The 21,233-nt window shown below is 49.5% G+C and carries 19 protein-coding genes and 1 pseudogene; 12 read left to right on the top strand and 8 right to left on the bottom strand.

Annotation, left to right across the window (positions count from 1 at the left end; translation table 11 throughout):
• Nucleotides 1–14 precede the first annotated feature (14 nt).
• From iolD to K7P76_RS13625, 4 genes are read left to right on the top strand one after another with little or no spacing between them, the layout of a single operon-like run.
• A complete protein-coding gene (iolD, locus tag K7P76_RS13640; RefSeq protein WP_232185851.1) occupies nt 15–1,877 on the top strand; it encodes a 3D-(3,5/4)-trihydroxycyclohexane-1,2-dione acylhydrolase (decyclizing) in 1,863 nt (620 codons plus the stop codon).
• A gap of 27 nt (nt 1,878–1,904) precedes the next feature.
• Entirely contained in the window at nt 1,905–2,738 is an 834-nt protein-coding gene (gene iolB, locus K7P76_RS13635; protein ID WP_232185850.1) for a 5-deoxy-glucuronate isomerase, read from the top strand.
• A complete protein-coding gene (gene iolC / locus K7P76_RS13630; RefSeq protein WP_232185849.1) occupies nt 2,735–3,727 on the top strand; it encodes a 5-dehydro-2-deoxygluconokinase in 993 nt (330 codons plus the stop codon). The genes iolB and iolC overlap by 4 nt, the downstream gene beginning before the upstream one ends.
• A 13-nt stretch (nt 3,728–3,740) precedes the next feature.
• Nucleotides 3,741–5,189: a CoA-acylating methylmalonate-semialdehyde dehydrogenase gene (locus K7P76_RS13625; protein WP_232185848.1), complete on the top strand. Its 1,449-nt coding sequence runs from the start codon at nt 3,741–3,743 to the stop codon at nt 5,187–5,189.
• 151 nt (nt 5,190–5,340) lie between these two features.
• Here the strand turns inward: K7P76_RS13625 and K7P76_RS13620 are convergent, their stop codons facing one another.
• Nucleotides 5,341–6,363 (bottom strand): stalk domain-containing protein, encoded by a 1,023-nt coding sequence (locus K7P76_RS13620; RefSeq protein ID WP_232185847.1) that lies wholly within the window; start codon nt 6,361–6,363, stop codon nt 5,341–5,343.
• A gap of 151 nt (nt 6,364–6,514) precedes the next feature.
• Between K7P76_RS13620 and K7P76_RS13615 the strand changes: the two genes are divergently transcribed.
• The gene (locus K7P76_RS13615; RefSeq protein WP_232185846.1) at nt 6,515–6,691 is read left to right on the top strand and encodes a hypothetical protein; all 177 of its coding nucleotides are present in this window, start codon (nt 6,515–6,517) and stop codon (nt 6,689–6,691) included.
• 136 nt (nt 6,692–6,827) lie between these two features.
• On the opposite strand, the pseudogene K7P76_RS13610 reads toward K7P76_RS13615, so the two are convergent.
• Nucleotides 6,828–7,187: pseudogene (locus K7P76_RS13610) on the bottom strand (DUF444 family protein); the annotation flags it as partial.
• A 73-nt stretch (nt 7,188–7,260) separates the two neighbouring features.
• On the opposite strand from K7P76_RS13610, the gene K7P76_RS13605 reads away from it, so the two are divergent.
• Nucleotides 7,261–7,527 carry a hypothetical protein gene (locus K7P76_RS13605; protein WP_232185845.1) on the top strand — a complete coding sequence of 89 codons (267 nt, stop codon included), beginning with the start codon at nt 7,261–7,263 and terminating at the stop codon, nt 7,525–7,527.
• Between the two features lie 205 nt (nt 7,528–7,732).
• Here the strand turns inward: K7P76_RS13605 and yhbH are convergent, their stop codons facing one another.
• Complete coding sequence (yhbH, locus tag K7P76_RS13600) at nt 7,733–8,884, bottom strand: sporulation protein YhbH (RefSeq protein WP_232185844.1); 1,152 nt, start codon at nt 8,882–8,884, stop codon at nt 7,733–7,735.
• A gap of 205 nt (nt 8,885–9,089) precedes the next feature.
• On the opposite strand from yhbH, the gene K7P76_RS13595 reads away from it, so the two are divergent.
• Nucleotides 9,090–9,356: a hypothetical protein gene (locus K7P76_RS13595; protein WP_232185843.1), complete on the top strand. Its 267-nt coding sequence runs from the start codon at nt 9,090–9,092 to the stop codon at nt 9,354–9,356.
• A 60-nt stretch (nt 9,357–9,416) separates the two neighbouring features.
• Here the strand turns inward: K7P76_RS13595 and K7P76_RS13590 are convergent, their stop codons facing one another.
• Nucleotides 9,417–10,595 (bottom strand): SEC-C metal-binding domain-containing protein, encoded by a 1,179-nt coding sequence (locus K7P76_RS13590; RefSeq protein ID WP_232185842.1) that lies wholly within the window; start codon nt 10,593–10,595, stop codon nt 9,417–9,419.
• Nucleotides 10,596–10,747: 152 nt separating this feature from the next.
• Between K7P76_RS13590 and K7P76_RS13585 the strand changes: the two genes are divergently transcribed.
• The gene (locus K7P76_RS13585) at nt 10,748–11,911 is read left to right on the top strand and encodes an exonuclease SbcCD subunit D (RefSeq protein ID WP_232185841.1); all 1,164 of its coding nucleotides are present in this window, start codon (nt 10,748–10,750) and stop codon (nt 11,909–11,911) included.
• A complete protein-coding gene (locus tag K7P76_RS13580) occupies nt 11,908–15,000 on the top strand; it encodes an AAA family ATPase (RefSeq protein ID WP_232185840.1) in 3,093 nt (1,030 codons plus the stop codon). The genes K7P76_RS13585 and K7P76_RS13580 overlap by 4 nt, the downstream gene beginning before the upstream one ends.
• Before the next feature lie 159 nt (nt 15,001–15,159).
• Here the strand turns inward: K7P76_RS13580 and K7P76_RS13575 are convergent, their stop codons facing one another.
• Nucleotides 15,160–15,603, bottom strand: coding sequence for a hypothetical protein (locus tag K7P76_RS13575; protein WP_232185839.1), 444 nt, complete (start codon nt 15,601–15,603; stop codon nt 15,160–15,162).
• Nucleotides 15,604–15,675: 72 nt separating this feature from the next.
• Between K7P76_RS13575 and K7P76_RS13570 the strand changes: the two genes are divergently transcribed.
• Both K7P76_RS13570 and K7P76_RS13565 read left to right on the top strand, forming a co-directional pair.
• Nucleotides 15,676–16,053 (top strand): DUF423 domain-containing protein, encoded by a 378-nt coding sequence (locus tag K7P76_RS13570; RefSeq protein WP_232185838.1) that lies wholly within the window; start codon nt 15,676–15,678, stop codon nt 16,051–16,053.
• 99 nt (nt 16,054–16,152) lie between these two features.
• Nucleotides 16,153–17,925 (top strand): putative bifunctional diguanylate cyclase/phosphodiesterase, encoded by a 1,773-nt coding sequence (locus K7P76_RS13565; RefSeq protein WP_232185837.1) that lies wholly within the window; start codon nt 16,153–16,155, stop codon nt 17,923–17,925.
• A gap of 3 nt (nt 17,926–17,928) precedes the next feature.
• Here the strand turns inward: K7P76_RS13565 and K7P76_RS13560 are convergent, their stop codons facing one another.
• Nucleotides 17,929–18,363 (bottom strand): hypothetical protein, encoded by a 435-nt coding sequence (locus tag K7P76_RS13560; RefSeq protein WP_232185836.1) that lies wholly within the window; start codon nt 18,361–18,363, stop codon nt 17,929–17,931.
• A 173-nt stretch (nt 18,364–18,536) separates the two neighbouring features.
• Here K7P76_RS13560 and K7P76_RS13555 point away from each other — a divergent pair, with 173 nt between their 5' ends.
• Entirely contained in the window at nt 18,537–18,851 is a 315-nt protein-coding gene (locus tag K7P76_RS13555) for a YunC family protein (RefSeq protein ID WP_232185835.1), read from the top strand.
• A gap of 16 nt (nt 18,852–18,867) precedes the next feature.
• On the opposite strand, the gene mtnA is transcribed toward K7P76_RS13555, so the two are convergent.
• The gene (gene mtnA, locus K7P76_RS13550; protein ID WP_232185834.1) at nt 18,868–19,941 is read right to left on the bottom strand and encodes an S-methyl-5-thioribose-1-phosphate isomerase; all 1,074 of its coding nucleotides are present in this window, start codon (nt 19,939–19,941) and stop codon (nt 18,868–18,870) included.
• A gap of 28 nt (nt 19,942–19,969) precedes the next feature.
• On the bottom strand, nt 19,970–21,178 hold the full coding sequence (gene mtnK, locus K7P76_RS13545) for an S-methyl-5-thioribose kinase (RefSeq protein WP_232185833.1): 1,209 nt from the start codon (nt 21,176–21,178) through the stop codon (nt 19,970–19,972).
• Nucleotides 21,179–21,233: the final 55 nt, after the last annotated feature.

Raw genomic sequence — 21,233 nt, 5'->3', positions numbered from 1 at the left:
ACGGGGGATGGGAAATGACGACGACGATACGTTTAACGATGGCACAGGCTTTGATTCGCTTTCTGGACCAACAATATATTGAAATCGATAATCGGGAAATGAAGTTCATTCACGGCGTCATGGGTATTTTCGGACATGGCAATGTAACGGGAATCGGCGAAGCGCTGGAACGCGCGCCGGGGAACTTGAAATTCATCCAAGGGAAAAACGAGCAAGGAATGGCGCACGCGGCCATGGCTTTCGCCAAGCAGAACAATAGGCTCGGCATATTCGCCTGCACTTCTTCCATCGGTCCAGGCGCATTGAATATGGTGACGGCTGCCGCCACGGCAACCGTGAACAGAATACCGGTTCTGTTCCTTCCAGGCGATATATTCTCTACAAGACAACCGGATCCCGTTCTTCAACAGGTGGAGAACCCGTCCGATTATACGATTTCGGCCAACGATGCCTTCAAGCCGGTGAGCAGATTTTGGGATCGCATTGCGAGGCCGGAGCAGCTCATGACCTCTTTGCTTCACGCGATGAGAGTGCTAACGGACCCAGCGGACACTGGAGCCGTAACGCTTTCCCTGCCTCAGGATGTTCAATGCGAAGCTTATGATTATCCGGTTTCGTTCTTCGATAAACGGGTTCATTATATGGACAGAAGACCGATGGCGGAGTCATCCCGCAAACGTTCCGTGGAGTTGATCGCAAGAAAGAAGAACCCGATCATTATTGCCGGCGGCGGCGTGCATTACTCGTTGGCGATAGAACAACTGCGTGAGTTTGCGGAGGCTTTCCGCATTCCCGTCGGTGAAACGCAGGCCGGAAAAAGCGCGCTGGCGTGGGATCACCCGCTCAACATGGGAGCTATAGGTACGACTGGAACGTTGGCGGCAAACCGTTTAGCCAAGGACGCAGACCTTGTCATTTGCGTCGGGACGCGGATGAGCGATTTTACTACCGCATCCAAGAGCCTGTTTCAGCATCCCGAGGTGGAATTTCTTCAGTTAAACATGAATGGGCTGGATGCTGCCAAGATGAGTCAGGTATCCGTTCAAGCCGACGCTAAATTGGCTTTACGCCAATTGACCATCGATTTGCAATCGATGGGGTATGCTTCGGGCTATGATTCCGATCAGCTAGCCCATGCAAAATCGGACTGGGTAAGAGAAGCCGATCGACTCTATTCGATGGAGCGAGAAGACGGTTTGGCGCAAACTCGGGTACTCGGGGAAATCAACGCATTTTTGCAGCCCGAAGATGTCATTATCGGTGCGGCAGGCAGTATGCCTGGGGATCTTCACCGGCTTTGGCGAACGACGCGTCCGAATACCTATCATATGGAATACGGTTTTTCTTGCATGGGTTACGAGGTTGCCGGGGCGTTCGGCGTCAAGCTGGCCGATCCTCATCGCGAAGTTTACGCCATGGTCGGTGACGGCAGCTATCTGATGTTGCATTCTGAATTGGTGACCAGCCTGCAGGAAGGACGGAAGATCACGGTTCTGCTCCTCGACAATCATGGCTTTCAATGCATCCACAACCTGCAAAGGGAAAATGGCAGCGACGGATTCGGTAATGAATTCCGGTATTTCTCGCCCGAACAAGGCGGATTATCCGGCAGCTACATGGATTTCGATTTTGCCGCCAATGCCCGGAGTCTAGGGGCGAAAGCTTATACGGCGCAAACGATCGAACAACTGAAGCAAGCTTTGGAAGCTGCGAGGAACGAAGTTACGACGACGCTCATTCACGTTAAGGTTGTGCCGGGAACCAATTCGTCCGGGTACGAGTCGTGGTGGAGAGTCGATGTTGCGGAGGTTTCCGAGAGCGCGAAGGTTAACGAAGCGTACAGGAATTTTCAACATAAGCTTGAAGCAGTGAAGTGAGTTCCGGAAAGGGGCAGGGATGCAGAGATGTCGAAATTAATCGTGCCTAGTCAACAACCGGACACGGAAGGAAAAGTACTTTCCATTACTCCAGAGTCGGCAGCATGGAAATACATCGGCTTGGATGTCTATCGTTTAAAGGCCGGGCAATCGATCCGCAAGAACGCGGGCAATATGGAGTTGTGCGTTACATTGCTCCAAGGTCGGGCCGATGTTAGGACTAACGAACTTCGATACGCCAATATCGGGCGGCGGATGAGCCTATTCGAGGAAATGCCTCCATACTCCGTATATGTTCCAATGAACGATTATTTTGAGATCCATGCTTTGACTGATCTTGAAATAGCGGTTTCCAGCGCTATCGGTAATCAATCCGTTACTTATCCTGCGAGATTAATCAGGCCCGAAGAAGTTCAGGTAGAAATTCGCGGATATGGCAATATGACTCGGCGGGTTCATTCTATTTTACCGGAACAGCAAGAGGCTGGAAGTTTGCTAGTCGTGGAAGTGTTCACCCCGAACGGGCATTGGTCCAGCTTTCCTCCGCACAAGCACGATCAAGACAATTTACCTTATGAATCCTATCTGGAAGAAATCTATTATCACCGGGTGAATCCGGATCACGGATTTGCCATTCAAAGAGTGTATACGGACGATAGATCGTTGGATGAAACGATGTCAGTCGTTAATGGCGATGCCGTGCTGGTTCCGAAAGGTTATCATCCCGTGTCGGCGGTCCCGGGTTATGATCTCTACTATTTGAATGTAATGGCCGGACCGGAACGGGTTTGGAAATTCCGCAATGATCCTGCGCACGATTGGTTGATTAAACCGCCTGTCAGAGAGGAGTTTCATGAATGAACACGATCCCATTCCCGCAAGACCGTCCTCTTGATCTTATTGCCATCGGACGCTTGTGCATCGATATGAACGCTAATGAGATCAACCGTCCTATGGAGGAAACGCTGACGTTTACTAAATACTTGGGCGGATCGCCTGCGAATATAGCTGTGGCCGCTGCCAGGCTCGGTTTAAGAACGGGGTTTATCGGCAAAGTAGCCCATGATCAGCTCGGCAATTATATTACGGGTTATTTAGTCAAAGAAGGAATCGATACCGGGAACATCGTCGTCGATCGAACCGGCGCCGTAACCGGTCTCTCTTTTACCGAAATCAAGTCGCCTGAAGATTGCAGCATCCTTATGTACCGCGACAATGTTGCCGATTTGAAGCTGGAGCCGAAAGACGTCAAGGAAGAGTATATCCGGCAGTCGAAAGCCATTTTGATTTCCGGAACGGCGCTTTCCAAGAGTCCGTCCCGAGAAGCTGTGTTCATGGCTTTGGAATATGCGATCAAGCATGATGTCCTTGTTTTTTTCGATGTGGATTATCGTCCTTATTCTTGGAATTCTCCGGAGGAAACGGGCATCTATTGCCGCATGGTGGCGGAGAAAAGCGATGTCATCATCGCCGGCAGGGAAGAGTTCGATCTGATGGAAGCGCCGTTCGGTGAGCTTAAGCATGACGATTGGTACACGGCTGAAACATGGCTGCGCTGCAAAGCAAAACTTGTTATGGTGAAGCACGGCTCGAATGGCTCTATCTCTTTTACGAACGACGGCAAGACGTTCCGCTCCGGTACTTATCCAACCCAAGTCGTCAAAACGTTCGGGGCGGGGGATTCTTTTGCCGGAGCATTCATATATGGCTTATTCCAAGGCTGGAGCGTTGACCGCTGTCAGAAATTCGGCAGCGCTGCGGCATCGATCGTCGTAGCCAGCCACAGTTGTTCGGATGCTATGCCGACGGTTGAACAAATCCAAGCGGTTATCGATCGGAACGAGAATTAAGGGGGAATCGGGTATGACGATACAATTAGTGAAAAACTATATCGGCGGACAGTGGATCGAGGCAACATCCGGCAAGACGGACAACGTTCCCAATCCGGCTACGGGTCAATGGATCGCCAAAGTTCCATTGTCCTCTAAGGAAGATTTGGACCGTGCGGTAACGGTTGCGGCGGAAGCCTTTAAGGATTGGAAGAACGTAGCGGTTCCTAAGCGGGCGCGCATTCTGTTTAAATATCAGCAATTGCTTGTCGACAACTGGAAAGAGCTGGCCGAGCTTGTTACTTTGGAGAACGGCAAAAGCTACGGGGAAGCATACGGGGAAGTTCTTCGCGGCATTGAATGCGTGGAGTTCGCGGCCGGGGCGCCGACTTTGATGATGGGCAGCGTGCTGCCGGATATTGCAACGGGTTTGGAATCGGGCATGTATCGGTATCCGATTGGAGTCGTGGGCGGAATTACGCCATTCAACTTCCCGATGATGGTGCCTTGCTGGATGTTCCCGCTTGCGATTGCCTGCGGCAATACGTTTGTATTAAAGCCTTCGGAAAGAACGCCGCTGCTTGCGAACAGGCTCGCGGAGCTGCTATCTGAAGCGGGATTGCCTGCTGGCGTGTTCAACATCGTGCACGGCGCTCATGACGTCGTGAACGGTTTGCTCGAGCATCCCGGCGTCAATGCGATTTCGTTTGTAGGCTCCCAACCGGTTGCGGAATATGTTTACAAAACGGCTGCCGCTTACGGCAAACGGGTTCAGGCGCTGGGCGGAGCCAAAAATCATTCGATCGTGATGCCGGATGCCAATTTAGAGCTTACGGTTAAGGAAATTACTAATGCGGCATTCGGATCTGCAGGCGAACGCTGCATGGCTTGCTCCGTCGTAGTCGCTGTTGGCGAAGTCGCAGACACTCTCGTACAACGTTTGACGGAAATGGCGAAAGGCTTGAGCATTGGGAACGGACTCCAAGAGAATGTGTTCTTGGGACCGGTCATCAGGGACTCCCATAAAAATCGAACGATCCAATATATCGGAAAAGGCGAGGAAGAGGGAGCAAAACTCGTCTTGGACGGCAGGAGCCATGAGGCGGCCCAAGGCGATGGTTATTTCCTAGGCCCGACGATATTCGATCATGCTAAACCGGGAATGACGATCTGGAAGGACGAAATCTTTGCCCCTGTTCTTCAGATTATCCGGGTGGATTCGCTAAGCGAAGCAATCGAGGTGGCGAACCAATCCGAGTTTGCGAACGGCGGCTGTATTTATACGGACAGCGCAAGCGCGATTCGGGGATTCCGCGACAATATCGATGCCGGGATGCTCGGGGTAAACGTAGGCGTACCGGCGCCGATGGCTTTCTTTCCGTTCTCGGGCTACAAAAAATCGTTCTATGGCGATCTTCACGCCAACGGTAAAGACGGCGTGGAGTTTTACACCCGCAAAAAGATGGTCGTTGCCAGATATTAAGTATGCACATACGAAGATCAGGGTGCCTTCAATACGGCATCCTGATTTTTTATTGTAAAGAGATGTACCCAAATGTAAAAACAACATGTAGGACCGGGTGAGATGGCCAAAGTCATCACTTACGATGCTGTCCAAGGGCAGGGGATTACTTTCAAATAATCCTCCTGGCCGTTACAAACCGCTTCTTCCATTTGTCGTTAAATTCCTCGAAATGAACGCCCTTTTCTTTCGAATAAGTATGCAGAATCCGATTATCTCCAACGTAGATGCCGACATGTCCGATATCGAGTCCGCGGGCTGTGAAGAAAAGCAAATCACCTTTGCGCAGATCGCCCAATCCGACCTCTTTGCCTTTTTCGGCTTGGTTATAAGAGACACGGGGAAGATCGATCGACAATACCTCTTTAAAGACATGATGCACGAATGAGGAGCAATCGAAGGTTGAGGTTTGGTCGAGGGACGCCCCGAACTCGTAAGGGGTGCCCAGATATTGCTCGCCATAGGCAATCAACTTGTCCGCTTGAAGCTCGGCTATCGATTGGCTGGCGTAGTCCGTATAGAGCGGCTTTGCCGAGGTAAACCCGATTATACCGTCCTGTGTCCGCACCTCTAACCAATCTGCGTCGATTTCTCTAAGAACGTGTATTTTTTCTCCTTTGGGCATCATTCGGTAAACCGGAGTTTTGGTTAAGGAGTCTGGTGAAGCACGCAGGTTAACCCCATAGGTAATCGTGGTCTCATAGTCGGTGGAGGAAGAAATGGCAATATCTCCGGAATACGGGTGCCATTTGACCAGATCGCCTAACGTTTCGCTAATGAAACGAAGAGGGACCATCGTGAAACCATTGATAACCTTGCCCGGCTGGGTAAGGAGAATTCTCTCCTGATTTTTGTAAGCCGCTGTTTCTCCAATCCGGTATGTAAAAGTAATGCTGCCTTTGTTTGCCGTAACCGTCTGTGTGTCATTGTCCCACGAAATTTTAGCGCTCTGCGCTTCGAATAAGGAGCGCATTGGAACGAGAGTGTTGCCGTTGATGACGACAGGATCGGTCGTCAATGAAAGTTTCTTCCCGTCCAAGTAGATACCGGGAGGAGCATTCGTTGCCGCTTGGACAGGATGGATAGGATTAAGGAGCAGGAGCAGCGATGCGATTGAACCTATTTTAGCAATCATGTTGTATGTCATCCTTTCGTCAATGTGCCATACTTGTTTGACGAGAGGATGCGGCGTTTTGTTGTGTGGGAAATAGTGGATAAGGAGTCGTTCGATGTTTGTTTAAGTAAAAGTGCCCTTCATGTACAATAATCTAAATGGGGGCGATTCGATGAGTAATCAGTTAGACCGAATTGAAACTTTACTAACCGATTTAATTGGAAAGATAGCCAGCGTAGAGGCTGATACTACAGATATAAAAAATGAGTTGTCTGAATTTAAGCATGATACAACAAGGGAGTTTAAACACGAAGTCACGGAAGCAGACAGCGCTGCAGTCGCTAATTAGCTTGGATTTTTGGCGTGAAGAAAACGGGGTGTCGGCCATTGGTGACCGTTACTTGATTGAAAAACAACGAAGTAGGCAAGAAAGATTCCCTTGATAAAAAGCGATCCTCCCGCGACCGGGAAGATCGCTTTTTTTACCCGATCACCTCCCGTTTCCAAAAGAAATTCTTTAATATGCGCACACAACGCTCGTAGTCGCTCATCAGGTTGTTGGAGAAATAAAACGGATAGAAGTTGTACATGGACGGCGGGTATCGGCTGTCGATGATCACCAAAGTTATAATGTAAGCGGACGAGCGGATAGTTCCCCCGCTTTCGCCTTGGGTAAAGAACTCTTCCTCGGTGACTTCCTTTGCTTCCGTATGGTGCGCGATGAAGACGATGTCGACTCTCTCGTATTGCCGCCGCAAGAAGCGGGACATCCAGAAGAAGAACGAGCTCGTGCAGTATTCGAAGGAACCCATCGAGTTGGGTGTGCCATAATTGACTATAAGTACCCATTAGACATGTTAAGTGCTTCTTGTGGTATTATTAAAGCATAGAAGGAAAGTGATTGGAGTGACGAGGAACATGGAAAAAGTTCATTCATCAGAAGAGTTAATGGGCTTCATCTCTAACATGGATCACGACAATTCCGTTTGTCAGTTTTACGTTCCGGGCAAAGGGAAGTTCACTTTAGTTCTGCAAGAGGAAGAACAGCGTTCAGTTCTTGCAGATGTTGAAACTAATCCGGAGTTGGGAAAAATGATCGAGGAAAGTATGAAGGAATACAAAGCGAGACTCGGAATGTCTACATCCGATTTGTTGACATCCCTCTCCCCAGAGGATTTTAGATAATGGTTGATCGTGAAGATCGTGAAGTTAACTGGCTCCCTCGGGTGAGGCAAAAACTTGTTCAATATAGACACGGGTGCTTATAAAGAAATTTAGAGTATATTTTTTGAATACCAATGAACGAATAACAATTATTGCTATCATGTTTCCAGGTGAAAAATAAATCCCGCCGGATGCACACTTTGTGCATTCACAGCGGGATTTTTTATTATGCAGTACTCTGCCGTTTCCGGAAGAACGTCTTGAGCGCATTATAAATCTCGCCCTTCTCCTTAATCACGTAATACAGAAACTGCTGATGCTCCAGATGTTTGTAGGCGGACATCAGCGTGCTGCTCCGATTGTATTGGTTCACTTCCCCATAACCGAAAATGTTCGAGCGCTCGAGCAGCTCTTTAATAAGTCGGACGCAACGCTCGTTGTCGCTCGTCAGGTTGTCCCCGTCAGAGAAATGAAACGGATAGATGTTGTACATAGATGGAGGATAGCGGCTGTCGATAATCTCCAAAGCTTTAACGTAAGCGGACGAGCAGATCGTTCCCCCGCTTTCGCCACGGGTAAAGAACTCTTCCTCCGTGACTTCCTTTGCTTCCGTATGGTGTGCGATAAAGACGATGTCCACTTTTTCATATTGTCGCCTTAAAAACCGACTCATCCAGAAGAAGAACGAGCGAGCACAGTATTTCTCGAAGCTTCCCATCGACCCCGAAGTATCCATCATCGCCAAAATAACCGCGTTATTTTGCGGCTTAACGATTTCTTCCCAAGTCTTGAACCGAAGGTCGTCCGGGCTAATTCCGCCAATCTCGGATTTGCCGTCCCTTGAATTGCGCCGCAGGTTTTCGAGAATCGTCCGTTTCTTGTCGATGTTGGACATGATGCCTTTGCGCCGCACGTCGGTAAACCGAACGTCCTTCACTTCGATCTGCTCCTTGTCCTTGCGCTTCAAGTAAGGAAGCTCAAGCTCCTCGAACAGCATCGTCTCCAACTCGGCGATCGAAATCTCGGCCTCGACCACGTCATCTCCTGGGTCGGTCCCCGCACCTTCGCCTTTGCCGCCGGCTGGGGTCGGATCGACTCCGATGACGTCACCGACTTGGCTGTCCCCGTCGCCTTGGCCGACGTGTTTCTTCTTATTCGTATTGTACACAAAGTGGTATTCATCCAAGCTGCGAATGGGGATCTTGATAATCTGTCGCCCATCGGACATGACGATGTTTTCTTCGGAAATAAGATCGGGCAAATTTTGTTTGATCGCGTCGCGTACTTTCTGCTGATGGCGCGCTTGATCCTGATAACCTTTGCGGTGCAAGGACCAATCTTCACGGGATAAAATAAACGAGGGATGATGACTGTGCATGGGCAACCCCCTGTCGCTATATTATTTGAAGGATGTGTACTAATCAATATATTCAAGCGCAGCCAAACGATGTGTGCATAAATAGCGGACGAGATTGAATTCGTAGGACTAATCATGGGATCTATGATAAAATTCAAAAGTCGTGTTCATTGAAATAAAGCTCATGGTGATTTTTGAGGACAAAGGGAAAGAGGAGTATGGATACATGGCAAATAAGGAAAAGAAAGCAGAACAGTGGAAAGAAGCGAAACTGAAGTGTCGGCTGAATGAGGAAGATATTCGTATTGCTAAGGAGATGGGTCTTAACCCGTTAAGTCTCATTAAAAATATACCAGCCAAAAACCAGCTATGGAAAGCCCCCGTTAAACAATGGCTCCACGAGATTTATGAAGAGCGCCGTGAGAAGAGCGCGAAACGCGCTCTAACAAAGAGTAATGAAAAGCTAACAATAGGAATCAAGTCGACAGAATAAGTGTATCGTTACAAACGGCTTCACAGTCCCAAGGAATGTAAAGCCGTTTTAATTGGTGTTCTAATTTGCCCCGCAGCATTTCTTATACTTCTTACCGCTCCCGCATGTGCAGGGATCGTTACGCCCGATCTTTGTTTCTTTATTTGTAATCTGCGTACCAAAGAATCCTGCAGACCTTCTTTTCCATTCCTGATCTTCCTTTTGGAATGCCCTCTTCCAATCTCCGAACTCAGGTAAATCAACCTCATTCAGAATGCAATTTACGTATAATGACTCCCTGAGGTCAAGGACTTGTGAGTCATATCCATCTTGAATTTGTTTCAATACGATCGGAATTGCCGATCTCGAACCTAATTGGCATAATCCATCGGCCAGCATTGTTGCGATAGACACATCTTCTTCTTGCTCGAGAAGCTTGCACAACGCGTCTTCGGATGAAGTCGATTTAATATGGCCGAAAATATCGGAGGCAAACAAGCGATAATATCCGTCGGACTGAGAAGCAAATAGATCTGCGACTTGATGAATGACATCTTCCGATCCAATCTTAATCAACGCTTTTGAAGCAACATCAGGCAAGACGTCTTCATCCCAAGACATAAAGTTATTAAGAAAGGGAATGGCAGAAGCTAAGCGCATCTCACCGGCTAATTTGGAATAAAAAATAGCTTTATAGCCATAGCTGTTATCAGGATGAAAGGAAGCTAACGTATCCAATACATAATTCTCAGATATTGAGCCCCTTCGAGCTATGTGCTTAACTAGCGATTCCCCGTAGCGAACGTCGATTTCATTGTAATATTTATCTGTTGCTTGCTCGATAAAGGTACCGAACAATTCCACCAATTGCTCATCTGGACATTTGGCAAGCTCAATTTTCTCTTTGGCTGCTTGCGCCAGCTTGTCCGAGTATGCGGAAAGGTCAAGAAGAATGGATTCCAACAAGCGAGTATCAGCGTTTAGCAGAATTTGAGATAAATGAATCTGGGTTTGCGCATCGACTAGGTTAGAATTCATAAGATCCATAATATCCGATAACGTATTTGGGGTATGGGGGAAGTCGTAAGCATGGTGAATGTAGAACGTTTCGCCTGATTTCACTTTTCTTAATCTTTTCAAGACTAGCGGGAGTAGCTCTTCATCATAAAGATAGGATTCCGAAAAATACTTGATTGCGAAATTGACAACCTGGAGATCTTCGTGCAGAATATAAGGTTTCACTAGTTGAGGGTTTAACATAAGAGGGGATCAACCTTTCGTATTTAGAAATCAATTACTAATATTCTATATTAATTGAGGGACAAAATGGAACTGCAATTCGTAAAATGATAGATTAGAATAGAAGTATATTAATTGCAAATTTATGATTGTTTGGGAGGAATAAAGGCCTCATGAAATTTATACATACAGCCGATTGGCATCTAGGTAAGCTCGTTCAGGGCGTATATATGACGGAAGACCAGCGATACGTGCTGCGACAATTGGTAGAGACGGTTGAGAGGGAGCGGCCGGACGCCGTTGTCATCGCCGGGGATCTGTATGATCGGGCGATACCGCCGACGGATGCAGTCGATCTATTGGACGAGCTGTTCGAGAAAATAGTCATCGAACTCAATACGCCGCTGCTAGCGATCTCGGGTAACCACGATAGTCCGGATCGGCTCGACTTTGCAACGGGAATTATGGAAGCCAGAGGGCTGCATCTGGTCGGTCAGTTGAAGCCGACGTTTAAGCCTGTCGTGCTCCGGGACGAGCATGGAGAAGTTCATTTCCACCTCGTACCTTATGCGGATCCAGCGCAAGTTCGCTATACGTTCGGAGACGAGGAAATCCGTTCCCATGACGATGCAATGAAAGCAATCGTAACCACAATCCAACAGTCCAAGGACCCGGCAGCACGGCACGTATTCGTCGGACATGCTTTCGTAACCCCGGGCGCGAGGCCCGAGGACAATACGAGCCAGTCCGAACGACCGCTTTCCATAGGCGGGGCGGAGTACGTCCATTCCGAGTATTTCAAAGCATTCCATTATACGGCGCTCGGTCATTTGCATCAGGCGCACCATGTGTCGGATGAGACGATCCGGTATTCCGGCTCGCCGCTTAAGTATTCGATATCCGAGGAAACTCATCGTAAAGGGTTTCTGGTCGTAGAGATCGATGGAGCGGGAACGGTCAACGTGGACAAAAGAGAGTTGATCCCCCTTCGCGACATGCGCCGCGTCATTGCTCCCATCGAGGAAATCGAACAGCACGCCGTATGCGAGGATTATGTGTTCGTGACGCTGCTGAATGACAACCCGGTTCTTTTTCCTATGGAAAAGGTTCGTGCCGTATACCCGAATGCTCTTCATGTTGAACGTAAAGTGACGGTTTCGGTCGGCGAGGCTGCGGAAGGAACCGGTGAGAACACGACGCGGCGGGAAGCCGACCCGGTCGGGTTATTCGCTGCCTTTTATCAAGAAGTAAAAGGAATACCTCTATCCGATGACAAACATAAGCTATTCGCCGAAGCCTATTCGGACGTGCTGCGCGAAGAGGGGGGAGCGGTATGAAGCCGATTCGATTGAGTTTGACTGCATTCGGACCTTATCGCGACGCGGAGACGATCGATTTCGGTTTGCTGGAGGATCGGCGGCTATTCGTCATCTCCGGCAATACCGGTGCGGGGAAGACGACGATATTCGATGCGATATGTTTCGCGTTGTATGGCAGCGCCAGCGGGGAAGATCGCGCGGAGCCGAGAATGCTGCGGAGCCACTTCGCGGACGACGAAGTTTATACGGCGGTCGATTATCATTTTTCCGTAGGGAAGCGTACATACCGAGTATTCCGTCAGATGGCGCATCGCAAGGGTTCCAACAAAAGCGAGACGGGCGGCAAAGCCGAGCTTTACGAGACGACTTCGGGCACGGAGGTTCCTTGTGTCGACCGGTTTACCGTGTCTGACGTTAATTTGAAGATGGAATCGGTTATCGGCCTGACGAAGGAGCAGTTCAGCCAGATCGTGATGCTGCCCCAAGGGGAATTCCGCAAGCTGCTTACTTCCGATACGGAAAATAAAGAAGAGATTTTGCGGCGGATTTTCCGAACGGGATTGTATCAGAAGATCGAGGATCGGTTTCAGCAACGAAACCGGGAGCTTCAGGATGCGCTTAAGCAGGCAAAGGCGACGCAGGACGTTTATGTGAAGCAAGCGCAGGAGACGTTGCCGCTGCGAGAGGGAAGCAAGCTTTCGGTTACTTTTCAGCAAGAATATAGCAGCATGGCTCAAGTAACGGAAGGTTTGGTTCAGGAAATCGCGTACTATGAGGAACAGGCTGACGAGACTGAGCGAAGAAAATCGGGGCTTGCGGAGCGCTTAAGCGGGAAAGAGTCGGCTCTTCGCGAAGCTTTGGCGCTTGACACAAAATTCGCGCAGCTTGAGGAAAAACGCGCTCAACTAGAGCAATTGGAATCTCGCAAAGCCGAGGTGGCTGAAAGCGAACGCATTGTCCGGCTAGCGGAGCAGGCTGCCAGAATCGAGCCATACGAGGAGCAAGCGACCGCGGCGGCGCGCCAATTAGAGTTGAAGCGAAGCCAGCGGGAACGGAAGTTGTTGGAAGTGGCGGAAGCGGAGCTCGGACATACGGCGGCCGAGCAGCGGTTCCGTGCCGAGGAATCCCGCGAATCGGAGCGTAAGGAAGCTGATCGGGAGCTGGCGCGACTGACGGAACTTAAGCCGACCGTCATGACGCTCGAGGAGCGAAGGGTAGAAGTAGAACGGCTTCTGGCGGAAGAGCTATCGTGTTCGACTAAGCGCGAGTCCGCCGAGAGCATGCTCGTTTCGCTTCGCGAAGAGAAACGAAACAAAGCCGAGCAGCTTAAGCTTGCCGAGACGGAAGCAGCGAAGCTTCCGGACGTACAGGATCAATATAAGAGACTGCAAGAAAAATATAAATGGTTAAAGGAAATGATTAATCTAGAGCTTCGGCTTGGCGAAATGGTTGAACTCGAGAAAAGCCATGCACTCAACTTTAGCATTATAAAAGCGAAGCACGATGAACAAGAATCGCTATGGCTTGAAGGGCAAGCCGGTTTGCTTGCGAACCATCTTCATGACGGCAAGCCTTGTCCGGTATGCGGAAGCGAGCAGCATCCGGCCAAAGCGGCAGTGAGCCTTGAAGTCCCTTCTCGCGAAGTGCTTCAGGCGACTAAAGAACGGCTTCGCACAGCCGAGCAGGAACTCAGTGAAGCAAGAGCGCAAGCGGCGGCTGCGGGGATGAGCAAAAATGAACGGACGGCGACGATGTCCGATCTCGGAATCACTTCCGAGTCGTATGCGGAACAGCTCATCCAGGCAGAAGCGGACGGCAAGTCGATTCGCGCGGAGAAGGATCGACTGCAACTACAGAAGGATAATCTGGAACCGCTAAGGGTAGAAGCAGATCGGCTAGATGTCCAATTGGAGAAGCTTCAAGCGGACAGAGAGCAGTTGCTTGTGCTCCAGCACCGTTTGTCCATTGATAGAAGCACCAAGCAGTCGTTGCTGGACAATGAGCTGAGCAGGATTCCTGAGAAGCTAAGGTCACCTAATCAGCTAATCGCGCGAATCGACGAGCAGGCTGCCTTCTCCAAGAAGCTTAATGACGATTGGATAGAGGCGCAGCGACAGCTGCAGCAGTTGCAAGCTCGCTTAATCGAAGAGAAGACGAACGCGACGCAAATCGCCAACCAGTTGGAAGAGGCGGAGCAGCACTGCAAGCAAATCCGTGAACGGTTCGACGAAGAGTTGGCGCGATCCGGATTTGCGACTCCGGAAGCTTATCAAACATCCAAGCTGCTTGAAGCCGAAAGAATCAACCTTAATCTGCTTATCGACGAGTTTAAATCGTTGCTCGCCTCAATCCACCTTCAGATTTCCGGGCTGGAGGGCGAATTGATCGGCCAATCAAGGCCGGAGATCGGATTGCTTCAAGAAGCAATGGCGGAGTTAAAAGGCCAACTGGAGCAAATCACTGCAGAGCTTCTAACGTTACTAAGGTACAAACAAGAAGCGCAGCGGCTTCTTGACGCCATTGCGAAAGTGTCCGAGCAGTTCCGCGAACTGGAGCTCAAACAACAGCAGGTGTCCGATATTTTTCAGATGCTTAAAGGCGATAATGCGCTTAAGATTTCATTCGAGCGTTATATTCTCATCGAGTTTCTAGAGCAGATTCTTCTAGCAGCGAATGCTAGACTTAACGACATGTCCAATGGACAGTTTATGCTGCAGCGCAGCGACCGTCTGGAAACGCGGGGCAAGCAGAGCGGTCTTGGGCTAGACGTCTACGATGCGTACACCGGCCAGAACCGGGACGTAAAGTCTATGTCCGGGGGAGAGAAGTTCAACGCATCGCTCTGCCTCGCGTTAGGCATGACGGATGTCATCCAAGCTTATCAGGGAGGCGTCTCCATTGAGATGATGTTTATCGACGAAGGCTTCGGGTCGCTCGATGAAGATTCGCTCAATAAAGCGATCACGACATTGATCGATTTACAGCGCACCGGTCGAATGATAGGCGTCATTTCGCACGTACAGGAGCTTAAACAAGCATTTCCCGCCATATTGGAAGTCAGTAAAACCAAAGAAGGCCATAGCCGCACGACGATAATCGTAAAATAAACCGAAATAGGAGGGACACCGATGTACAAGGTCATTATCGTCGACGATGAAGCGGTAGTCCGAATCGGATTATTTTTCTGGAAATAGGTGTAGAGTATCCATTCGCATACCTTTAGCGGCTACCGCGTTGCGCGGAGCCGCTGTTTTTTGTATTTCCAGCTAGGCGGCGAGAAACCCGATAACCATGAGAAGAAATACGCTCAGGAGAGCTAAGCCGTTCAGCACGGTACCGATTACCGCAAACACCTTCTTATAGCCTCTCCGCGCAAGGGCGACGATACCCAATATGAGTCCGATGACCTCCATGACGAGAATGAGGGGGTACAAGACGAGGTAGCCGATTAACGGCTGGACTTTATTTATGATCTCTTGATCGGTAATCGTCCGGTTCCCGTTTTGATCTACGATCGCCGAGAAATCTATGGCTTTGGAGATCAGTATTCCGATGACAATCGTGAGAACAACGAAAGAAACCAAGCTAACTAGGGACAAAATAAAAGATGCGATTCCGAGACCGCTATGCTTTAATGGAACGTCATCCGGAACCGAGGAAAAGGCATTATGGTTTTCAAAATGTTCATTATTATTACCGTGTTCGTTCATGACAATCCACCCCATTAACGTTATGATAGTTAAAGTTTCGAATGACACTTACACAAGGAGGTTTTACCCTGCATGAATAAGTATACAAAAATTGGAGCCCTTACCGCTATGTTGTCGGTTGTTTTTGGCGCATTCGGAGCGCATATTTTGGAGAGCCGCTTGACCGCTGACGAGCTGGACGTTTATCAGACTGGCGTTCAATATCAAATGTTCCATGCAGTCGGCATTTTGTTGATTGCCCTATTGATCGATCGGTTGCCGTCTCGGAAACTGGCGACGTGGGCGGCTAGGTTGATGTTAATTGGTATTGTGCTGTTTTCGGGCAGTCTCTATGCTTTGGCACTTAGCGGAGAAAAGGTGTTAGGGGCGATAACCCCAATCGGCGGGGTCGCATTTATCGCAGGCTGGATCTGTATGGCACTTTCCGCGCGCAACGCCAAGAAAATGTGAAAAAAATGGAAAATACTATACATCTTCGGAGATTGTTCTATAATAAAAATAAGCATAAGATGAAAACTATTTCCAAGTATGGGGGAAGGACGTCGCCTTGTGAATTTGTTGGGCCGGTTATTCGCTCGCAGACGTAAACAGATTACATCTTCTGCTCCATCTTATCAAATGGAATTGCTCGACTCTTTATACAATAACAGCCCGATCGTTTTCGCGGTCATTGACCGGCAAGGTCGATTTCTTGATATTAACCGCGATCCGTCGGATATGGTCGGATTTAGCAAGGAAGAGATGACGGGGCAGCCGTTCACCGCGATGGTGGATCATAGCTCGCATGACCTAACCTTTCAATTGTTCCATCGGACGCTTAAGGGCGAGAAATGCTCGCAGGAAATCAAAGTCTTACATAAGCAAGGTCATTCGATCGACTTGAATATTTATACATCGCCGCTGATCAGGAGAAACAAAATCATCGGGATATTGGTTTTCATACAAGATATTAGCGACCGTAAACGTTCATTGGATCGAATTCGGCATATGGCTTATTACGATGATATGACCGGCTTGCCGAACCGTCGTTTTTTCATGAATCGGCTGGAACAAAAGCTGAAAGCTTCGCGTGAATCCGGAGCGCGGCTCGCCGTATGTTATTTGGACGTGGATCACTTCAAATTGGTCAATGCTTCGTTCGGCAGGGATTTCGGAGACATGCTGCTGCTTCAAATCGCGGAAAGGCTTACCCGATGTTTGCCGGAACCTGGCGACTTGGCGCGAATGGAGGGCGATGAATTCGCCGCCTGCTTGGACAACATAGAAGATGACGAAGATGTGACAGGGCGTTTAGATAAGATGATGTCCGTATTGGAAGAGCCGTTCGAAATGAACGGAGTTCCGGTTCATATCACGGTAAGCATCGGCGTTGCCGTGCGCGAAGATGGAGTCGAAGACGCGGGGAACCTATTAAAGAGAGCGGATACGTCTTTGCATCGGGTTAAAGTAACCGGCAAGAACCACTATCTGCTTCACTCCAGCGATATGGATCATGTAGCCTTGAAGAAATTGACCCTGCAGCATGAAATGCGGCGAGCGCTCTCGAATAAAGAATTTATGCTTTATTATCAGCCGCAGTACGATTTGGCCTCCGGTCAGATCGTCGGCATGGAGGCATTGATCCGTTGGCTGCACCCGGAACGCGGTCTCATTCCTCCCGCAGAATTTATTCCGGCGGCCGAAGAAAGCGGGATTATCGTGCCGCTTGGCAATTGGGTCATCGAGGAAGCCTGCAGGCAGAACAAGGCTTGGCAAGACGAAGGTATGCCAAGCATCCCGGTATCCGTTAACTTGTCTTTCCGGCAGTTTTCCGAGCGTAATTTAACCGATAAAGTAGCCGATATTTTAGAGAAAATAGGCTTGGATGCCCGTTATCTGGAAATCGAGATCACCGAGAGCATGACGATGGACGTCGAACGCGCTTCCCATTGCTTGAAGGAATTAACGTGCTTGGGAGTGAATATTAGCATCGACGACTTCGGAACCGGCTACAGTTCCTTTCACTACTTGAAGAACCTTCCGATCGCGAGGCTGAAGATAGACCGTTCATTCGTCAGAGACATTCAACAAGATCCGAATGATGCGGCAATCGTCGCGGCGATTATCGCGATGGCGCATAACCTTCAGCTGCAAGTCATCGCCGAAGGAGTTGAGACGGAGGATCAAGTTCACTTCCTGCGTTCCCATCGCTGCGACGAGATGCAAGGTTACTTCGGCAGTCCGCCGTTGCCGGGTTCTGGCGTTCTGCAGCTGCTTCGGGAAAAGCTTAATCGGCCCGCACTCCCCATCAATATGTATAGGACAGCAACGGCAGGCTCTTAGGGGTTAATCTACGAAATCGTCGATTTCGTTTAAGCCAAAGCTGTATACCTGTTTTTCGTCCACGTGATAAACGGTAAGCAACTGGTTGCTTGCATCGAAGTTAATGACCCGGCAAGGAATGCTCATCTTCACACCCCGGCCTTTGTTAATATTCAAGCGAATGAGTTTGTTGTTCCCGATATATTCGCGAATGCGAAGCTCTAACGGATTAGGTTGAGCAGGCGTTTTGGCGGCTGTTTTCTTCGGAGGAGTAACCGGTTCGGGCTCTTCGACAAGGTTACCTGGTTGAATGCCTGATCCAATGCGGTAATCGACGAAATCCGCGCTGTTCAATACGCGAAGCAATTGTTCTAAAGCTGCACCCTTATTGGGGGCAGAAATGTTAATGTCCACTTGGAATAAGTAGGAGCCATCGGAAGTTTTATTCGATCGGTTCATGCAGAGGCCTCCATTGCGTAGTTCATTAAAACCATGCCTTGTTTCCTAATGATATCATGATTATGTTGCCCAATATAGTCCTATGGGGTGAAATGCCCTGAAAAATGATACTTATGGCGCATATTCTATATTGCATGAACCTATGCCGAACAAACGGCAGGGAGGTGGTATGCATGGTAAGAGTTATTCCGCTTAAAGTGGATGAATGGGCGGCAGTCGGAGTAGAGGTGCTTTTGCCGAAAACAACGCTTCTGGCGGTTACGGCAGGCGATGGTTATATCATGTGCGGAGCACTGGATGTGCAACTGCTTAACGAAAGGCTTAAAGATCGGGAAATCATTGCGGGTCGGGCAGTCGGTGTTCGAACGATACAGCAGTTGCTGGACGCACCGCTCGAATCCATTACAGATGCCGCGGCGGCGTTAGGAATTAAGGTTGGAATGAGCGGTCAGGAAGCAATCCGTTTAATGGCGATGGCTGCTTCTTGACCGCAGTCGGTAAAAATTAGTTGTTGAAAAGCTGCTTTAGTTTCTGATCGTAAGGCGCCGTAACAATGCCTTTCTCCGTAATAATGGCGGTTACCAGATGGTTCGGAGTAATATCGAAAGCCGGGTTGTAAACCGCGACGCCTTGAGGAGCGGTACGTTTGCCAAACCCGAATGACACTTCGTCTGGATGGCGTTCTTCGATTGGAATATCGGCGCCTGTCGGCGTCGATAAGTCGATAGTGGAAAGCGGACAAGCTACATAAAAAGGAATGTTATGGGCTTTGGCCAGAACAGCCACGCTGTACGTACCGATTTTGTTCGCGACATCTCCATTTGCGGCTACCCGGTCCGTTCCTACGATGACGGCTTGGATCCAGCCTTTGGACATGACGTGGCCGGCCATGTTGTCGCATATTAACGTAACATCGACTCCCGCCTGCTGAAGCTCGAAGGCGGTCAGACGCGCGCCTTGCAGCACCGGACGCGTTTCGTCCGCGAATACTTTCAGATGTATCCCTTGTTCAAGCGCCAAGTAAAAAGGAGCAAGCGCCGTACCGTATTTGGCAGTCGCCAGCCCTCCGGCGTTGCAGTGGGTAAGCACGCCCATACCGTCCTTGAACAAGGTGAGGGCATGCTCTCCAATAAGGCGGTTCGTTGCTTCATCTTCCGCTTGGATGAGTTGAGCTTCTTCTAACAAAGCTTTAACCATTTCGGTCGTAGTTGAACCCAACTGCAGCAAGTCTCGCGCACGTGCTTTCATCCGATCAAGCGCCCAGAACAAATTAACGGCGGTAGGTCGTGATGTTGCCAAATATTCCGCATGCCGTTCGACTTCTGCCACTAAATCCTGCGCAGAACCGGCAAAATCGTCAACTCCAAGCACTACCCCGTAAGCGGCCGCGATACCAATCGCCGGCGCTCCCCTGACTTTGAGTTCCCGAATCGCTTCCCATACTTGCTCCGGGGTTGTCAGCCGCAAATAAATCGACTCTTCTGGAAGCAGTCGCTGATCCAGTAAGGATAAAGCGTCGTCTTCCCAACGCAGCGATTGTAATACTTCTGATTTCTCTAGCTGTTGTTCCTTGCTCATCGTGCGTTCTCCTCTCAATCCTGAATTTCTATAATGTAGAAGCCGCTTCGGCGATATCTATCAATTGTTCGATAGATGTAGCATTGCGATTGCTCTTTATTAACTTCGTGCCGATCGCGAGCACGATTCTTTGCGCCTTGGCGCGAACGGCCGGATCGGGAATTCGATCGATGTCGGCGACATGCGCAAGACCTACGATACGCCGAACCATTTTGGCCCCCGTAAATCCAATCGTATCCCGAAGCAGCCTCTGCACATAATCTTCCTGGTAACCTGGAGCGTTTGCGACCCGATCGACTCCTTGTTCATTCCACAATGTACGGAATTTTCGTTCGAAGGATTCCCATATGTCCCGGATCGTTTGAATAAGATATTGCCTGCGAGTCTGACGGGTTGCTTCATCGGCGGACCAATGCTCTTGAGCCGCGAAGTGAAGAAGCAGATTAGCCAGCACAGCACCGATATCAAAGCCCATAGGGCCGAAATACGCGAACTCGGGATCGATGACTTTCGTCGATTCCGGCGTTATGAAAATACTGCCCGTGTGAAGATCGCCGTGCAGCAGCGCCTGCGCGTGGGTCAGAAATTTCTCCCTAAGAATCGCGACTTCAAGATGCAGCGCGGTGTCGGACCACAGTTGGTCGACATCTTCTTGCAGATGAGGGTCAAAGCTGTTCGTATCCGCATTCGTGTAAGGATGGTCAAAGATTAAATCCTCGGTGATTTTGCAAAGCTCGGGATTGGCGAAAGAACGGACGAGCAGCTTTTTCTCCTGTTGGTTCATTCCGAGGTCGGAAGTAAAAAACAAAGTCTTGGCGAGGAAGTCGGAAATATCATCGGCAAATTTCGGATAAACGCCGCCTTCCATTAAGCCTTGACGCATGATGACATGGCTGCTTAAATCCTCCATGATCGTAAGGGCCAGCTCATTGTCCGTGTGATAAATTTTCGGAACAAGCCCGTGGGCAAGCCGATCTTGGATCAATAAGGCTTCGCTTTCGATCCGGGCGCGATCAAGCGTTAGCGGCCATGATTCGCCGACGACTTTGGCGTACGGCAGAGCTTGCTTAACGATCAAGCTGCGGCCGGAAGAGGGCTGACTGACATGGAATACGAGATTCAGGTTTCCGTCGCCGATCTCGCGGCTTGCCAGCTCGCCTTCGGCTGCGAAGAAGTCAGGTATCGTACGAGCGATTTGAATCGCTTCTTTTTCGGTTAACGGATGGTATTTGCTCACAAAGTTCGCCTCCACAGGGTTTTCCGATAGGTGCAGTCGTATTATTCATAGAATG

Origin of the sequence: Cohnella silvisoli, assembly GCF_021190915.1 — a bacterium.
Taxonomy (GTDB): Bacteria; Bacillota; Bacilli; order Paenibacillales; family Paenibacillaceae; genus Cohnella; species Cohnella silvisoli.
This window is presented reverse-complemented; position numbering and strand designations above follow the sequence as displayed.

Coding starts and splice junctions, on each gene's coding strand:
- iolD (WP_232185851.1), top strand. CDS start 15: ATGACGACGACGATACGTTTAACGATGGCACAGGCTTTGATTCGCTTT.
- iolB (WP_232185850.1), top strand. CDS start 1,905: ATGTCGAAATTAATCGTGCCTAGTCAACAACCGGACACGGAAGGAAAA.
- iolC (WP_232185849.1), top strand. CDS start 2,735: ATGAACACGATCCCATTCCCGCAAGACCGTCCTCTTGATCTTATTGCC.
- K7P76_RS13625 (WP_232185848.1), top strand. CDS start 3,741: ATGACGATACAATTAGTGAAAAACTATATCGGCGGACAGTGGATCGAG.
- K7P76_RS13620 (WP_232185847.1), bottom strand. CDS start 6,363: ATGATTGCTAAAATAGGTTCAATCGCATCGCTGCTCCTGCTCCTTAAT.
- K7P76_RS13615 (WP_232185846.1), top strand. CDS start 6,515: ATGAGTAATCAGTTAGACCGAATTGAAACTTTACTAACCGATTTAATT.
- K7P76_RS13605 (WP_232185845.1), top strand. CDS start 7,261: ATGGAAAAAGTTCATTCATCAGAAGAGTTAATGGGCTTCATCTCTAAC.
- yhbH (WP_232185844.1), bottom strand. CDS start 8,884: ATGCACAGTCATCATCCCTCGTTTATTTTATCCCGTGAAGATTGGTCC.
- K7P76_RS13595 (WP_232185843.1), top strand. CDS start 9,090: ATGGCAAATAAGGAAAAGAAAGCAGAACAGTGGAAAGAAGCGAAACTG.
- K7P76_RS13590 (WP_232185842.1), bottom strand. CDS start 10,595: ATGTTAAACCCTCAACTAGTGAAACCTTATATTCTGCACGAAGATCTC.
- K7P76_RS13585 (WP_232185841.1), top strand. CDS start 10,748: ATGAAATTTATACATACAGCCGATTGGCATCTAGGTAAGCTCGTTCAG.
- K7P76_RS13580 (WP_232185840.1), top strand. CDS start 11,908: ATGAAGCCGATTCGATTGAGTTTGACTGCATTCGGACCTTATCGCGAC.
- K7P76_RS13575 (WP_232185839.1), bottom strand. CDS start 15,603: ATGAACGAACACGGTAATAATAATGAACATTTTGAAAACCATAATGCC.
- K7P76_RS13570 (WP_232185838.1), top strand. CDS start 15,676: ATGAATAAGTATACAAAAATTGGAGCCCTTACCGCTATGTTGTCGGTT.
- K7P76_RS13560 (WP_232185836.1), bottom strand. CDS start 18,363: ATGAACCGATCGAATAAAACTTCCGATGGCTCCTACTTATTCCAAGTG.
- K7P76_RS13555 (WP_232185835.1), top strand. CDS start 18,537: ATGGTAAGAGTTATTCCGCTTAAAGTGGATGAATGGGCGGCAGTCGGA.
- mtnA (WP_232185834.1), bottom strand. CDS start 19,941: ATGAGCAAGGAACAACAGCTAGAGAAATCAGAAGTATTACAATCGCTG.